General features: G+C 73.1%; 9 protein-coding genes. 5 read left to right on the top strand and 4 right to left on the bottom strand.

Annotated features, from left to right (window positions below; all coding sequences use genetic code 11):
* Positions 1-16: 16 nt before the first annotated feature.
* The gene (locus N6H00_RS13485; protein WP_268971900.1) at positions 17-976 is read left to right on the top strand and encodes an AAA family ATPase; all 960 of its coding nucleotides are present in this window, start codon (positions 17-19) and stop codon (positions 974-976) included.
* The gene (locus tag N6H00_RS13480) at positions 976-4,947 is read left to right on the top strand and encodes an SAV_2336 N-terminal domain-related protein (protein WP_268971899.1); all 3,972 of its coding nucleotides are present in this window, start codon (positions 976-978) and stop codon (positions 4,945-4,947) included. Before N6H00_RS13485 ends, N6H00_RS13480 begins: the two co-directional genes overlap by 1 nt.
* Here the strand turns inward: N6H00_RS13480 and N6H00_RS13475 are convergent.
* Positions 4,935-6,281: an MGH1-like glycoside hydrolase domain-containing protein gene (locus tag N6H00_RS13475; RefSeq protein ID WP_268971898.1), complete on the bottom strand. Its 1,347-nt coding sequence runs from the start codon at positions 6,279-6,281 to the stop codon at positions 4,935-4,937. The genes N6H00_RS13480 and N6H00_RS13475 overlap by 13 nt on opposite strands.
* A gap of 493 nt (positions 6,282-6,774) precedes the next feature.
* Between N6H00_RS13475 and ppdK the strand changes: the two genes are divergently transcribed.
* Both ppdK and N6H00_RS13465 read left to right on the top strand, forming a co-directional pair.
* Positions 6,775-9,501, top strand: coding sequence for a pyruvate, phosphate dikinase (gene ppdK / locus N6H00_RS13470; protein ID WP_268971897.1), 2,727 nt, complete (start codon positions 6,775-6,777; stop codon positions 9,499-9,501).
* A 414-nt stretch (positions 9,502-9,915) separates the two neighbouring features.
* Entirely contained in the window at positions 9,916-10,983 is a 1,068-nt protein-coding gene (locus N6H00_RS13465; RefSeq protein WP_268976951.1) for an ArsR/SmtB family transcription factor, read from the top strand.
* Here N6H00_RS13465 and N6H00_RS13460 read toward each other — a convergent pair.
* On the bottom strand, positions 10,969-12,492 hold the full coding sequence (locus N6H00_RS13460; RefSeq protein ID WP_268971896.1) for an APC family permease: 1,524 nt from the start codon (positions 12,490-12,492) through the stop codon (positions 10,969-10,971). The genes N6H00_RS13465 and N6H00_RS13460 overlap by 15 nt on opposite strands.
* A 5-nt stretch (positions 12,493-12,497) precedes the next feature.
* Entirely contained in the window at positions 12,498-13,640 is a 1,143-nt protein-coding gene (locus N6H00_RS13455; RefSeq protein ID WP_268971895.1) for an aminotransferase class V-fold PLP-dependent enzyme, read from the bottom strand.
* 179 nt (positions 13,641-13,819) lie between these two features.
* Between N6H00_RS13455 and N6H00_RS13450 the strand changes: the two genes are divergently transcribed.
* Complete coding sequence (locus tag N6H00_RS13450) at positions 13,820-14,521, top strand: FadR/GntR family transcriptional regulator (RefSeq protein ID WP_268971894.1); 702 nt, start codon at positions 13,820-13,822, stop codon at positions 14,519-14,521.
* 6 nt (positions 14,522-14,527) lie between these two features.
* Here N6H00_RS13450 and N6H00_RS13445 read toward each other — a convergent pair whose 3' ends face one another.
* Positions 14,528-15,364 (bottom strand): carbohydrate ABC transporter permease, encoded by an 837-nt coding sequence (locus tag N6H00_RS13445; RefSeq protein ID WP_268976950.1) that lies wholly within the window; start codon positions 15,362-15,364, stop codon positions 14,528-14,530.
* Between the last annotated feature and the right edge of the window lie 7 nt (positions 15,365-15,371).

Genomic DNA, 15,371 nt, shown 5'->3' with positions numbered 1-15,371 from the left:
AGGAGAGACGAAGACGATGGCACAGGACTGGAGGCTCTTCCAGGGCGGCGACACCGAGCCCCATGACGTGGAGACCTGGCCCACGGCCCCGCCGTGGCGGCGCTTCGGCGACGACGCCCGGCAGCGGGCCGAGGACCGGGCGCTGCCGTATCTGATCTCCGACGAGGACCGCGACGTGGTCAACATGGCGCTGCACCTGCACCGCCCGCTGCTGGTCACCGGACGGCCCGGCACCGGCAAGTCGACGCTGGCCCGCGCCATCGCCCGGGAGCTCAAGCTCGGCGAGGTGCTGCACTGGCCGGTCAACAGCCGCTCCACGCTCGCCGAGGGCCTCTACTCGTACGACGCGGTGGGCCGGCTGCGCGAAGCCTCCTTGCGGCAGCGCGCCGACGAACCGGCCGGCACCGAGCCGGACATCGGTGACTATCTGCGGCTGGGCGCGCTCGGCACCGCGCTGCTGCCGGCCGACCGGCCGCGGGTGCTGCTCGTCGACGAGCTCGACAAGGGCGATGTCGACCTGCCCAACGACCTCCTCACGGTCTTCGAGGAGGGCGAGTTCGAGATCCCCGAACTGGCCCGCCTGGGGGAGGGGCGGACCGTGCAGGTGCGGGTCTCGGGCTCCCGGGACAAGGCCGGGATCACCAGCGGCTGGGTCGGCTGCCGCGTCTTCCCCGTCGTGGTCATCACCAGCAACGGCGAGCGCGAGTTCCCCCCGGCGTTCCTGCGCCGCTGTGTCCGGCTCGACCTCAAGCAGCCCGATGAGCAGCAGCTCCAGCGGATCGTCACCATGCATCTGGGCGAGGAGACCGGCGCGCGGGCCCAGGACCTGATCGCGCACTTCCTGACCCTGCGCACCGAGCGCGAGCTGGCCACCGACCAGCTGCTCAACGCGGTCCGGCTGCGGTCCTCCGGGGTGCGGGTGGACCAGGACGTCCTCGACAAGCTGTTCCGCTCGCTGAACGAAGCCGACGCGTAATGATCGAGCGGCTGTGCGCCCTGCTGGAGGACGCGGGGGTCGAGCTCTCCGAGGAGGAGCTGCGCGACGTCCTGTGGTTCGCCGCGACCACCGCCCGGTCGCCGCGGGAGGAGCCCGGCGGGGAGCCGACGCCGCCCCAGGGGGCCGCCGGCCCCGCCTCCGGCACGGCCGACGGCGACGACGAGGGCAAGGGCGCCCGGCGGCACCCCGCCGAGGCGCCCGCCGACGGCGAACCCGAGCCCGGCCCCACCGCCGACGCCGGGCTCTACGCCCCCGGCGTCGCCCGCACCGCCGTGGCCCGCCCGGCGCGGGCCGTCGGTGTCAGGGGCGTACGGGCGCTCCCGGCGACGCGCGGACTCTCCCGCGCGCTGCGCCCCCTGCGGCGCAGCGTGCCGTCCCGCACCTCCTTCCGCGTGGACGAGACCGCCACCGCCGAGTGGATCGCCGAAACCGGTCTGCCGGACGTTGTGCTGCGCCCCCGGCCCGAGCGCTGGCTGAGCGTCGCGCTGGTCGTGGACGACGGCCCGTCCATGGTGCTCTGGCAGCAGCTCGCCGCCGAGTTGCGCGGACTGCTGGAGCGGCAGGGCACCTTCCGCTCGGTGCGCACCTACGGCCTGGACAGCGTGGCGACGGAGAGGGACGAACCGGTGCTCAGGGCGCGCCCGTACGCCCCCGGCGCCCCGCGCCGCACCGCGCGCCAGCTGACCGACACCTCCGGCCGCACCGTGATGCTGGTCCTCTCGGACGGGGTGGGCCCGGGGTGGCGCGACGGCGCGATCCCGCGGCTGCTGCGCCGCTGGGCCCGCCACGCGCCGGTGGCGGTCCTGCAGCCGCTGCCCGCGCGGATGTGGCCGGAGCGCGGCATGCCCACCCAGCGGCTGCTGGTCGACGCCGGCGGCCGGGAGGGCGCGCCGGGCCGGGCGCTGTCCGTGCGCCATCCGGTGCTGCCGCGCGGCCTGGTCACGTACGAGGGCACACCGGTGCCGGTGCTGGAGCTGGCCGAGGGCGAGCTGGGCGCGTGGGCGGCGCTCACCGGGACGGGCGGCAGCGGCGGGCCGCTGCCGGTGCTGCTGCTGGACGGGGCGGAGAAGCCGGTGGCCGCGCGAGCCACGGCCCAGGTCCCCGAGCCGACGGCCGAGGAGCGGCTGCGCCGCTTCCGGGGCGCGGCCTCGCCCGAGGGCCAGCGGCTGGCCGGGGCGCTGGCCACCGTCCACCCGCTGACGCTGCCGGTGATGCGGCTGATCCACCAGGCGGGCGCGGGCGGCCCGGAGCGCTTCCACCCGGCACAGCTGGCCGAGGTCTTCCTGGGCGGGCTGCTGCGCAGGCGGGCGGGGAGCGCGGAGGAGTACGAGTTCCACCCCGGGGTCGCGGATCTGCTGCTGGACGCGGTCCGCACGTCGGACGCGCTGGAGACGGCGGCGCGGGTCACCGAGTTCCTGCTGCACCGCCAGGGCAGCGGCCCGGAGTTCCGCGCCCGGCTCTCCGGCGGCCACGGGGACTCCCGCGTCGCCGAGGAGGCCCGCCCGTTCGCGGCGGCCTCCCCGGAGCTGCTGCAACGGCTGGGGCTGCTGGACGAGGACCGGGACGAGGAACCGTCGCCGGAGCGGGCGGAGCCCGTACCGCGGCCGGGCGAACCGGCCCCCGCGTACCCGCCCCGGTCCTACGCCTCGGAGCGGGTCCAGCCGGAGGTGATGGCGGTGGTGCGGCGGATCGCGGCGGACGACGGGCTGCCGAAGTCGGTGCGCGACTACGTCGAGAAGATGCTCACCGAGGCCGATGAGCGGGACGAGGAGACCGGCTGGTGGGCGGTGCGGACCCTGCCCGACGTGGCCGAGCAGCTCGTCGACGCCGGGTGGCGGGAGCACGTGGACGACCTGCGGGAGGTGGCGCGGGAGCAGATCGAGGGGCTCAGACCGGCGGACGACCTCGAATCCCGCAACCTCCGCGGGCATCTGGCCCTCACCCTGAACAAACTCGGGGAGCACGAGGAGGCGGAGCGCGAGCTGCGCGCGGTGGTCGCGATCTCGGGGCGGGTGCACGGCACGGAACACGACTACACGCTCTTCGCCCGCGGCTACCTGGTCGACCTGCTGAGCGACGCCGGGCGGACGGAGGCGGCGGAGGAGGAGTGCCGCACGCTGATCGAGGCATGGGAGCGGCGGGAGGGCGACGGCGCCCGGAGGGCGGCTCAGGGCAAGCACCAGCGGCGCGGGCGCCTGCTGCTGGACCTCGACCGGGTGGAGGAGGCCGAGGAGGAATTCCGGATCGCCGTCTCCAGCGCGCGGGAGCTGTACGGACCCGCGCGGTACGACACCGTCAACGCACGGGCCTGGCTGTCCACCGCACTGCGGCGGCTGGGGCGTTACGACGAGGCGGAGGCCGATATGCGGTCGGCGGCCGAGGAGTGCGAGCCGGCCGAGTCGGAGGTGGACTCGGCCCTGCTGACGGCGCTCTTCACGCTCGGCGACATCCTCAACCTCAGGCGGCGCGACGAAGAGGCCGAGGCGCTGTGGCACGACATGGTCGACCGGACGTCGGCCGGGCTCGGCCCCACCCACTGGCGGGTGCGCCGGGCGCGTCGCAACCGCGTCGAGCGGCTGCGCGGCCTGCGGCGGTACGACGAGGCGGAGGCCGAGGCCGAGGCGCTGGTGGCGGAGTCGTTCGCCGCCCTCGGGGAGCGGCACGACGAGTCGCTGACCGCGCTGCGGCTGCGCGCGATGGTCCTGGACGACCAGCGGCGGTACGACGAGGCGCAGACGGCCTACCGCGACCTCCTGGAGCGGCAGACCGCCGTCCTCGGGGCCGAGCACCACAACACCCTCACCACCCGGCACCACCTGGCGAGCAGCACGGGGATGGCCGGGCAGCAGGAGGAGGCGCTGGAGCAGTTCACCCAGCTGCTCCAGGACCGGGTCCGGATCTCCGGACCGGACGCCCAGTCGACACTGGTGACGCGGTACAGCCGGGCCGGGGCGCTGGCGCGCCTCGGCCGGGTGGCGGAGGCCGAGCAGGAGTACCGGGTGACCATGGAGGGGGAGGCCCGGGTGCTGGACCCGGACGACCCGAGCGCCCTGCTGACGTATGTCCAGCTGGCCGCCCTGCTGCGCGACCAGAAGCGCTACGAGGAGTCCGAGCCCTTGTACCGCAGGGTGGCCGAGGGGCGCACGCGGTCCCTGGGGGCCGAGGCCGAGGCCACGCTGGCGGCCCGGCACAGCCTGGGCAATGTGCTCAACAAGCTCGGCCGGTTCACGGACGCCGAGACGGAGATCCGGGAGACGCTCTCCGCCCGGCAGCGCGTCCTGGGCACGGAGCACGTCAACACCCTCTGGACCCGCCACAACCTCGGCACCACCCTCAAGGGCCTCGGCCGGTTCGACGAGGCCGAGGCGGAGTGGCGCGCGGTCCTGGAGATCAGCGAACGCGTCCTGGGCGAGGAGCACAACTGCACCGTCAGAACCCGCGAAGCCCTGGCCGGGCTACGGGGGACCGGCGGCGGGGTGCGGGGGACCGGTGGCGGGCCGGGCGGGACTGAGGATCAGGCGCGCGGGACCGGGGACGGGCCGCGCGGGACCGGGGACGAGCCGCGCGGGTCCGGCGGCGGGTCGCGCGGGACCGGGGACGAGGTGCAGGGGACCGGGGACGGGTCGCGGGGGACTGGTGACGGGTCGCTGGGGGCCGGTGGTGGGCCGGGCGGGACTGAGGATCAGGCGCGCGGGTCCGGTGGCGAGCGGCGGGGGACTGGCGGCGGGATGCGGGGGGCCGGTGGTGGGCCGGGCGGGGCTGAGGATCAGGAGCGCGGGTCCGGTGACGGGTCGCGCGGGTCCGGTGACGGGTCGCGGGGGACCGGGGACGAGCCGCGCGGGTCCGGCGGCGGGTCGCGCGGGACCGGGGACGAGGCGCAGGGGACTGGTGACGGGTCGCAGGGGACCGGGGACGGGTCGCGGGGGGTCGGTGGCGATCAGGGAGCCTGATCCGCCGCCACCGCCAGGTCCAGCGCCAGTGCGGCCGTCCAGCCGAAGTCGCGCGTACCGCGCGCCTCGCCCGTGTACGGGTCGACGTACTCGGCGAAGCCGGACGCGACCGCCGTCTCCAGGGCGGCGGCCCGCAGCGCGTCGGCGCGCTCCGGCTCGCCGTGCAGCCGCAGGCCCCGCTCCAGCAGCCAGTTGACGTTGAACCAGGCGGGGCCGCGCCAGTAGCGGGCGGGGTCGAAGGCGCGGCCCCGCAGGTCGTAGCTGGGCACCAGGCGCACCGTGTGGCCCAGCCCGAAGTGCGGGCCGCAGGCCGTGCGGACCAGCGCGGCCGCGATCTCGCGGGGCAGGCCGGGGACCAGCAGCGGCAGCAGGCCCGCCGCGCTGAGTTCGGGGATCAGGCCACCGCCGCGCAGATCGCGGCAGCGGAACAGCCCCGCGGCCGGGTCCCACAGCCGGTCCACCAGGGCGGCCGTCAGATGTGCGGCCCACCTCCGGTGGACCGAGGCGTCGGCGCCCACCAGGGCGGCGATCTCGGCCAGGGCGTGTTCGGAGGCGATCAGCAGCGCGTTGACGCCGGGGTCCTCGACCAGGAACGCCGAACCGGCGCCGCCGTCCGCGCGGCCACCGTCCGCGTAACCGCCGTCCCGGTAGTCCGCCGCGAGCCGTACGTAGCGTCCGTAGTCCAGGTCGGTCGGCCGGTCGGAGGCCGCGCCGTGGTCGAGGTCGGCGCGGTGGAACGTGCCCGGGGGCACCGGTTCGACGCGGGCCAGCGGGGCGTCCCAGCAGGGGCTGTTGTCCATCCCGGGCTCCCAGGGGTGGACCACGGACACCAGCCCGCCGCCGCCCAGGTCGCGGGCCCGGCCCAGATAGCGGTGCCAGGCGGCGAGCTGGGGGTGGACGCGGGCGAGGAAGCCATGGCGCGCCGATGAGCGCGGGTCGGCCCGGTGCACCAGCAGACAGGCGAGCGCGTGCACTGGGGGCTGGACGATGCCGGAGGTCTCGACGTGGCGCGGGGCGCCGGCGGCCGCGCCGGCGGTGGTGGAGCGCCAGAAGCCGGGGCCGGGGAAGTACGCGGTGGGCGGCACCGCCGGGTTGAAGACGATGTGCGGGATACGGCCGTCACCCCATTGGGCGGCGAGCAGGGTTTCCAGTTCCCGCTGGGCGCGCCGGGGCGAAATATGGCGCGAACCGATCGCGATGAACGCCGAGTCCCAGCTCCACTGGTGCGGATAGAGGCCGGGCGAGGGGACCGTGGAGGAGCCGGTCCAGTTCGCCAGGAGCACCCGCCGCGCACCGTCGGCCAGTCCGGGCGGCGCGGGCCGTGCACTGGTCACAAGCCCTCCTCAGCCCCCTGGTGCGGTCCGACGTCAACATACCCGCCACGGACGCTCCGCCGGGCGGTGCTCATCTGAGCGGGGCCGCTCTCGTTGTATCCAAAAGGCGAGACAATGGGTGCTGGTAAGGCGTGATTCTCGCCACTCTGATCAGGGTCTCGCTCATATGAGCGGTCGCGAAGGGGTGGTCCGGCGGTTCTCCGCTGTGCTCACCTCTCCAATGCGTGGCACTCAGTGCCATCCACTTGATGTTCGACACGTCGAACCATCGGTTACGTACAGTGAAATTCCGTGCGTCCACCGCGGGCGGAGGGTGGGTGTCTGTTCGAGACTTGAAGGCGAGTCGACGGGGTCGTGATCGGGCACCGCACTTTCGAACACGTGGCAGGCGGGTGGTTACAGCCGTATGACGGTGGAGTGGACCTCCTAAGGAGCCTTCGATCTGGGTACGCTCCCCGCCGTCAGGGCAGCCGAGCCGAGGAGATCGAGTCCCGTGCCGGAAAAACAAGATCAGCAGAAGTTCGTTTACGACTTCACCGAGGGCAACAAGGATCTCAAGGACCTGCTCGGCGGGAAGGGGGCCAACCTCGCCGAGATGACCAATCTCGGTCTCCCCGTGCCACCGGGCTTCACCATCACCACCGAGGCATGCAAGGTCTACCTGGACAGCGGCGCGGAACCCGCGGCCCTGCGCGACGAGGTGAGTGCGCACCTCGAAGCCCTCGAAGCCACGATGGGCAAGAAGCTCGGCCAGGCGGACGATCCCCTCCTCGTCTCCGTACGCTCCGGCGCCAAGTTCTCCATGCCCGGGATGATGGACACCGTCCTCAACATCGGCCTCTCGGACCAGTCCGTGGCGGGGCTCGCCGCGCAGGCGGGCGACGACCGGTTCGCCTGGGACTCCTACCGGCGCCTCATCCAGATGTTCGGCAAGACCGTGCTCGGTGTGGACGGCGACCTCTTCGAGGAGGCCATCGACGACGCCAAGCGCGCCAAGGGCGTCGTCGTCGACGTGGACCTCGACGCCGCCGACCTCAAGAAGCTGGTCGGCGAGTTCAAGGACATCGTCGCCAAGGAGACCGGCCGGGGCTTCCCGCAGGAGCCGCGGGAGCAGATGGACCTCGCCGTACGGGCCGTCTTCGACTCCTGGAACGGCGACCGCGCCAAGCTCTACCGCCGCCAGGAGCGCATCCCGCACGACCTCGGCACCGCGGTCAACATCTGCTCCATGGTCTTCGGCAACCTCGGCCCCGACTCCGGCACCGGCGTCGCCTTCACCCGCGACCCGGCCAGCGGCCACCAGGGCGTCTACGGCGACTACCTCCAGAACGCCCAGGGCGAGGACGTGGTCGCGGGCATCCGCAACACGGTGCCGCTGGCCGATCTCGAACAGATCGACCAGCGCTCGTACGACCAGCTGATGCAGATCATGGAGACCCTCGAGACGCACTACAAGGACCTGTGCGACATCGAGTTCACCATCGAGCGCGGCAAGCTGTGGATGCTCCAGACCCGGGTCGGCAAGCGCACCGCCGGGGCCGCCTTCCGGATCGCCACCCAGCTGGTCGATCAGGGGCTGATCGACGAGGCCGAGGCGCTGCGCCGGGTCAACGGGGCGCAGCTGGCGCAGCTGATGTTCCCGCGCTTCGACACGGAGGCGGCGGCGGGCGACGACGTACGGAAGATCGGCCGGGGCATCGCCGCGTCCCCCGGCGCGGCCGTCGGCAAGGCCGTCTTCGACTCGTACACCGCCGTCAAGTGGTCGCGCTCGGGTGAGAAGGTCATCCTCATCCGCCGGGAGACCAACCCCGACGACCTCGACGGCATGATCGCCGCGGAGGGCATCCTGACCTCGCGCGGCGGCAAGACCTCACACGCCGCCGTCGTCGCCCGCGGCATGGGCAAGACCTGTGTGTGCGGCGCCGAGGAGCTCGAAGTCGACACCAAGCGGCGCCGGATGACCGCGCCCGGCCGGGACGGCAAGGACGAGCTGGTGATCGAGGAGGGCGACATCGTCTCGATCGACGGCTCCTCCGGCAAGGTCTACCTCGGCGAGGTCCCGGTGGTGCCCTCGCCGGTCGTGGAGTACTTCGAGGGCCGGATGCACGCGGGCGCCGACGACGCCGACGAGCTGGTGGGCGCGGTGCACCGGATCATGGCGTACGCGGACCGGGTGCGCCGGCTGCGGGTGCGGGCCAACGCGGACAACGCCGAGGACGCCTCCCGCGCCCGGCGGTTCGGTGCCCAGGGCATCGGGCTGTGCCGCACCGAGCACATGTTCCTCGGCGAGCGCCGGGAGATGGTCGAGAAGCTGATCCTCGCCCACACCGACGAGGAGCGGGAGACGGCGCTGGGTGAGCTGCTGCCGCTCCAGAAGGACGACTTCGTCGAGCTGTTCGAGGCGATGGACGGACTGCCGGTCACCGTCCGGCTGCTGGACCCGCCGCTGCACGAGTTCCTGCCCGACATCACCGAACTGTCGGTGCGCGTCGCGCTCGCCGAGTCCCGCAAGGACCACAACGAGAACGATCTGCGGCTGCTCCAGGCCGTGCACCGGCTCCATGAGCAGAACCCGATGCTGGGCCTGCGCGGGGTGCGCCTGGGCCTGGTCATCCCCGGGCTGTTCGCCATGCAGGTACGGGCGATCGCCGAGGCCGCGGCCGAGCGCCGGGGCGCCAAGGGCGACCCACGGGCCGAGATCATGATTCCGCTGGTCGGCACGGTCCAGGAGCTGGAGATCGTCCGCGAGGAGGCCGAGCGGGTCATCGCGGAGGTCGAGCAGGCCCACGGGGTGGACCTCAAGCTCACCCTCGGCACCATGATCGAGCTGCCGCGCGCCGCGCTGACCGCCGCCCAGATCGCCGAGTCCGCCGACTTCTTCTCCTTCGGCACCAACGACCTCACCCAGACCGTCTGGGGCTTCTCCCGCGACGACGTCGAGGCCAGCTTCTTCACCGCCTACCTGGAGAAGGGCATCTTCGGCGTCAGCCCGTTCGAGACCATCGACAAGGACGGCGTCGGCTCCCTGGTCCGCGACGCCGCCCAGGCCGGCCGCGCCACCCGTCCCGACCTCAAGCTCGGCGTCTGCGGTGAGCACGGCGGCGACCCGGAGTCCGTCCACTTCTTCCACGAGGTGGGCCTGGACTACGTCTCCTGCTCCCCGTTCCGCATCCCCGTCGCCCGCCTGGAGGCCGGCCGGGCGGCGGCGAACAGCCGGTAGACCACCGGAGCCCGCGCCGGGAACCACCCACCCTCAACCCCCGGCAGCGGCTCCGGACCTCAAAGGGGGCGGCACCTTGTGCGGAGGTGCCGCCCCCTCTCACTCCCCCCACGGGAGCCGTTGCCGCGCGCATCGGCTACGTGCGGCAACACAAGTGCCCAGCCGCCGTAACGTACTCGTCACCCCCCACGGGAACGAGCAAACTGGCGCCGAGCACCGCCTGTTGAATTCCGGACGGCCCCGGTAAGTGTTTACCGGCGGCCCCCGGTTTTCCCGGAGAACAGTTTTCCGCCGCCGGCCGCCGCACCGCTCCCCGTTTCACATCTGGCCAAAAGGGCGTGGTCACTGACCGTGCCACCGTGCATACTCAACGGTGATCGGGGGGCGGTCGGCATGTCACGTGTGGGGGTCTGGGTGCTCCGTGTTCATTTCAGTGAACTCGATCTGGCCCGGCTGCGGATGGCGGTCCGCCCGGATGCGCTCTGGGAAACCGCTTTGAGTTTCCATCGGCTACGGGAGAACCGGGCCGAGAGCGTATACGGAAAATGGCGTTCGGAGGCGCGTAACCGACTGAACGGCGAAGCCCGGCTCCTCGCGCCGCTCATTCCCTCGCGCGGCTATTTCCCGGACTTCCTGACCCCCGCCGAAGGGATATTCGGCTGCGACGCCGCGATGTCCGCGCTGCGCGCCGTCCCGGGGGAGCGGCTGCACGCGGAACTCGCCGGACTCCCGGGCGCCCGTTCGCTCCCGGGGTGGATACGGGACCTGGCGCAGGGCGAGAGACAGCCGCTGGACCGGCTGATCGCCACGCTGCGCGCGTACTACCAGGCCGTCGTCGCCCCGTACTGGCCGCATATCCAGGCCCGGATCGAGGCCGACCGGGCGGCCCGGGGCCGCGCCCTGCTGGACGGGGGCGCCGACGGGCTGCTGGCCTCGCTGCCGCCGACGATGCGGTGGCGGGCGCCCGTTCTGGAGGTCGACTATCCGGTCGACCGCGATCTGTGGCTGAACGGGCGCGGGTTGCTGCTGCTGCCGTCGTTCTTCTGCCGGGGCACACCGGTGACCTTGCGGAACCCGGAGCTGACGCCGGTACTGGTCTACCCCGTCGAACACACCCGGCGCGGCCCGGCGCCCCGCCCCGAGCAGCGGCCCGCCGTCGCGCCGGGCTCCGCGCGCACCCTCGGCAAGCTCGTCGGACAGACCCGCTCGGCGGTGCTGCTGGAGGTCGGCGGCGGCTGTACGACCAGTGAACTCGCCCGCAGAGTGGGTGTATCGCTGGCCTCGGCCAGTCAGCACGCGAGCGTGCTGCGCGAGGCGGGCCTGGTGCACACCCTGCGCCAGGGCGGCGCCGTCCTGCACACCCTGACCCCGCTGGGGGCGGCCCTGCTGCGCGGCGGGGTGCCGGGGGAACGCGTCTTCGGCGCACCGGCCCCGCTCCCGGCGGTCGCCACGAGCGGGCGGGGGCTGTCAGGACGCGGATGAGGACGCCCGGCCCCCGGCTTCCCGTTCCCCGGCCTCGCGGGGCGTGGCGCCGGAGGCCAGTTCGCCGGTGGCCACCTTGCTGTGCCGACGGCCCCAGCACAGGTAGATCAGCAGTCCGGCGGCCATCCAGACCAGGAACCGGGCCCAGGTGATCAGCGGCAGATTGCCCACCAGCAGCAGACACAGCAGCACCGCGACGGCCGGGACGACCGGCACCCACGGGGTGCGGAAGCCGCGCCGCAGATCGGGGCGGGACCGGCGCAGGTGGACCACGCCGGCGCAGACGACGATGAAGGAGGTCAGCATGCCGATGTTGCCCAGCTCGGCGAGGTCCCCGATGGGCAGCACCGCCGTCATGAACGCGACCAGCAGCCCGAGGGTCCAGGTGATCCGGCGCGGGCTGCGGGTGACCGGGTGGACACGGGAGAACCACTCGGGCAGCAGCCGGTCACGGCTCATCGCGAGGAACACCCGGCTCTGCCCCAGCAGCATGATCATCACCACCGTGGTCAGTCCGCAGATCGCGCCGATGCCGACGATCCGCACCGCCCAGTCCGCGCCCGCCGCCTTGAGGGCACCGGTGATGGGGGCGGCGTTGTCCAGCTTGGTGTAGTGCTGCATCCCGGTCACGGTCAGGGCGACGGCGACGTACAGCACGGCGCAGACGGCGACGGTGGACAGCAGCGCGATGGGCAGGGTGCGCTGCGGCCGCTTGGCCTCCTCGGCGTTGCTGGCCATGATGTCGAAGCCGGAGTACGCGCCGAAGACGATCGCGCCGCCGGTCAGGATCCCGGCCATGCCGAACGTCGCGTCCGCGCCCAGCCCGGCCCACCCCAGCAGCGGCTGCTGCCACATGTCGCCGTCATCGCCCACCGGTTGGGACGCCGGGATGAACGGCGACCAGTTGGCCGTGTCGACATGCGTCACCCCGATCGCCAGGAAGACGACGATGGCCGCGAGCTTCACCACCGTCATCGCCGTGTTGATCCGCGAGGTGGTGCGCACCCCGGAGGCCAGGATGGCGGTGAGCACCAGGATGACGAGCACGGCTGGGACGTTGACGGCCGCGTCCGGGCCGGAGACGGAGGCCGGGATGTGGATGCCGAACGTGGCCAGGAAGTCGGTGACGTACTGCGACCAGCCACTGGCCACCGCGCCCGCGCCCATCGTCATGTCCAGGATGAGGTCCCAGCCGATGAGCCAGGCCACCAGCTCCCCGAGCGAGACGTAGGCGAAGGTGTAGGCGCTGCCCGCCACCGGGACGGTGCTGGCGAACTCCATGTAGCACAGCGCGACCAGGGCCGTGGCGACCGCGCCGATGGCGTACGAGACGGCGATGCTCGGCCCCGCGTAGTTCGCGGCGGCGGTGCCGGTCAGCACGAAGATGCCCGCGCCGATGGTGACGCCGATGCCCATGAGGGTCAGCTGGAGCGGGCCCAGGGCGCGGGACAGCCGGGTCTCGGGGCTCGCGGCGTCCTCGATGGTCGCTTCGATGGATTTGGTGCGCATGGGTCTTACTCCTCGAGACAGCCCGGAAGGCGCTCGGCCAGTCGCTCGTAGTCGGTGACGGTGTTGTAGAGATGGGCCGAGAGCCGCAGGAAGCCCCGCCCGTCCCAGGAGGTGATGGCGGTCTCGCAGCCGGTGTCGGCCGCGATGCGGCGCTGGAGCACATGGGCGGCGGCGTGGTCGGTGGCGAGTCCGGCGGGCAGCGGGACCAGCCGCATCGCCGGGGCCTCGCTGCCGCCGACGGCGGTCAGGTCCGCGCCCAGGGCGTCGGCCAGCAGCCCCTGGGCCACCTCGGCCAGCTTGGCCATGCGCGCGCGGGCGGTGTCCCAGCCGTACGTCTCCTCGATGAACTCCAGCGAGCGCGGCGCCGCGAGCCAGGCGGTGAGGTCCGTCGTGCCCAGTTCGTCGAAGCGGCGCGGGAAGGGGTGCGGGGCGCCCCAGGAGTCGGTGAGCGGCCACAGGTCCTGGGCGTCGGGCCCGCGCGCGACCAGCGCCGCCGTACCGCGCGGCGCGCAGCACCACTTGTGCAGATTGCCGACCCAGAAGTCCGCCGCCCCGGCCAGGCCGACCGGATCGGCCAGCATGCCGGGCGCGTGCGCGCCGTCGACCAGGACCTTCGCCCCGGCGGCGTGCGCGAGCCGGGTGATCTCCGCGACCGGGAAGAGCCGGGCGGTGGCCGAGGTGATCTGGTCGACCACCACCAGCGCGGTGGCCTCGCTCAGCGCCCCCGCGAAGACGGCCGCGATCTCCTCGGCGGTCGCCTCCAGCGGGATGTGCAGCGTCCGCACCCGGGCGCCGGCCCGCGCGGCGGCCCGTGCCGTGCCCATCGCCACCGCGCCGTAGGCGTGGTCGGTCAGCAGCACCTCGCCGCCGGGCGGCAGCGCCAGGCAGCCCAGCACGGTGCTCACTCCGGCGCTGGCGTTGGCCACCAGGGCGGTGTGGTCCGCCGGGACCCGCAGGAACCGCGCCACGGCGGCCCGCGCCCGGCCCACCCCCTCGGGCAGCTCCCGGAACCACGCGTCCGGGTTGGTCTCCATCTCCTCGCGCAGCGTCCGCTGGTCCTCCTGGACGGGGCGTGGCACGGCGCCGAACGAGCCATGGTTGAGGTGGACGACCGAGGGGTCGAGCGTCCAGTGTGACAGGGCGGTCATAAGCCCTTCCCGAGTTGTCCGATGACTTCGATGAGCTTTCGGGGAACCGTAGAGGGGTGACACCGTTCTGAACAGGGTCTCGACGTAAAATGGCAGTAACGAAGTCGATCGTTGGCGTTGAAGTCGTCTAACGACTTGGTTCTCACGACTCGGTCGGTCCATGAGGAAGGGGTGGCGGGATGGCCGCGACCGATGTGGCGGCGGACGGGCTGCGCGCCATGATCGCCAAGGGTGAGCTGACGCCGGGTCAGCAGCTCCCGGCCGAGCCCGAACTCTGCGCGCGACTCGGCGTGTCGCGCGGATCGCTGCGCGAGGCGGTGCGCACGCTCGCCGCCCTCGGGATGCTGGAGTCCCGCCATGGCGCGGGCACCTTCGTCTCGGCGCTGCGCCCCGGGCAGATGCTGGCCGGGTTCGCCGCCACCGTGGACGTCCTGCCGCTGGACGGGCTGCTGGAGCTGTTCGACGTCCGCCGCCCCCTGGAGGCCCAGGCCGCCGCGCTGGCCGCGGCCCGCGCCGACGAGCAGGTCGTCGCCCGGCTCCGCGCGGTGCAGAAGCGGCTGGCCCGGTCCGAGGACGAGGCGGAACGGCACGCGCTGGACCGGGAGTTCCACGCCACCCTGTGCCGGGCGAGCGGCAATGAGGCGCTGGCCGCCCTCGCCGATGTGCTGCGCGCCCGGGGCAGCCACTACAGCATCTACGGCGCCCCCGAGGCCGACACCATCCGGCTGGTCAGCGACCTCGGCCACGAGGCGCTGATCAACGCACTCGCCGCACGCGATCCGGCGGCCGCCGCCGCGGCCGCCACCGCGCATCTGTCCCAGACCGAGGTCTGGCTGCGGCGGTACCACCCGCTGCCGGACGGCGGGCCGGCCGCCGGATGAGCCGCCTCAGTCGTCGATACCGGTGCGCTCGACGCCCGCGACGATATAGCGCTGGAGGACGAGGAAGACCACCAGCAGCGGCAGGATCGACACCGCCGCCGCCACGAACAGCTCATGGATGTTGACGGTCTGGGCGGTGGTGAACGTGGACAGCGCCACCTGCACCGTCCACGCGTCCCGGTCCTGGCCGATGACCAGCGGCCACAGGAAGGAGTTCCAGGCGCCGATGAAGACGATCGTGCCCACCGCCGCGAACACCGGCCGGGAGTTGGGCACCACCACCCGCCAGTAGGTGCGCCAGTAGCCCAGCCCGTCCACCCGTGCCGCGTCCTCCAGCTCCCTGGGGAAGCCCAGGAAGTACTGGCGGAAGATGAACGCCGCGACCGCGCTGAACAGCGTGGGCACCACCAGACCGCGCAGGGTGGACACCCAGCCCAGGGTGGAGACCAGGACGAAGCTCGGCACGAAGGTCACCGCCGCCGGGACCATCAGGGCGCCCAGGATCCAGTAGAAGACCACATCGGCGTAGGCGTACGGGATACGGGCCAGACCGTATCCGGCGAGCGAGGCCGGCAGCAGGGTGCCGACGGTGGTGAGGACCGCGATCAGCGAGGAGTTGAGCAGCGCGTGCGCCATCGGCACATTGGGGTCGTCGAACACCTCGCGGACGTTGGACCAGTGCAGCTCGCTCGGGAAGAACGTCCAGCCGGGCGAGGTGATGTCCGCCTCGCTGGACAGGCCGTTGCGCACCAGCAGATAGAAGGGGATCAGGAAGAGCAGCGCGAGCGCGATCAGCAGCACCAGTCGCACCGCGCGCCCCACCCCGACCAGGGCGTCCCGCACATCCCGC

It is taken from the genome of Streptomyces sp. S465 (genome assembly GCF_026898115.1).
Lineage (GTDB): Bacteria > Actinomycetota > Actinomycetes > Streptomycetales > Streptomycetaceae > Streptomyces > Streptomyces luomodiensis.
Note: the sequence above shows the minus strand (reverse complement) of the source record. Positions and strands in the feature narration are given on the sequence as shown.

Coding starts and splice junctions, on each gene's coding strand:
- N6H00_RS13455 (WP_268971895.1), bottom strand. CDS start 13,640: ATGACCGCCCTGTCACACTGGACGCTCGACCCCTCGGTCGTCCACCTC.
- N6H00_RS13480 (WP_268971899.1), top strand. CDS start 976: ATGATCGAGCGGCTGTGCGCCCTGCTGGAGGACGCGGGGGTCGAGCTC.
- N6H00_RS13485 (WP_268971900.1), top strand. CDS start 17: ATGGCACAGGACTGGAGGCTCTTCCAGGGCGGCGACACCGAGCCCCAT.
- N6H00_RS13450 (WP_268971894.1), top strand. CDS start 13,820: ATGGCCGCGACCGATGTGGCGGCGGACGGGCTGCGCGCCATGATCGCC.
- N6H00_RS13460 (WP_268971896.1), bottom strand. CDS start 12,492: ATGCGCACCAAATCCATCGAAGCGACCATCGAGGACGCCGCGAGCCCC.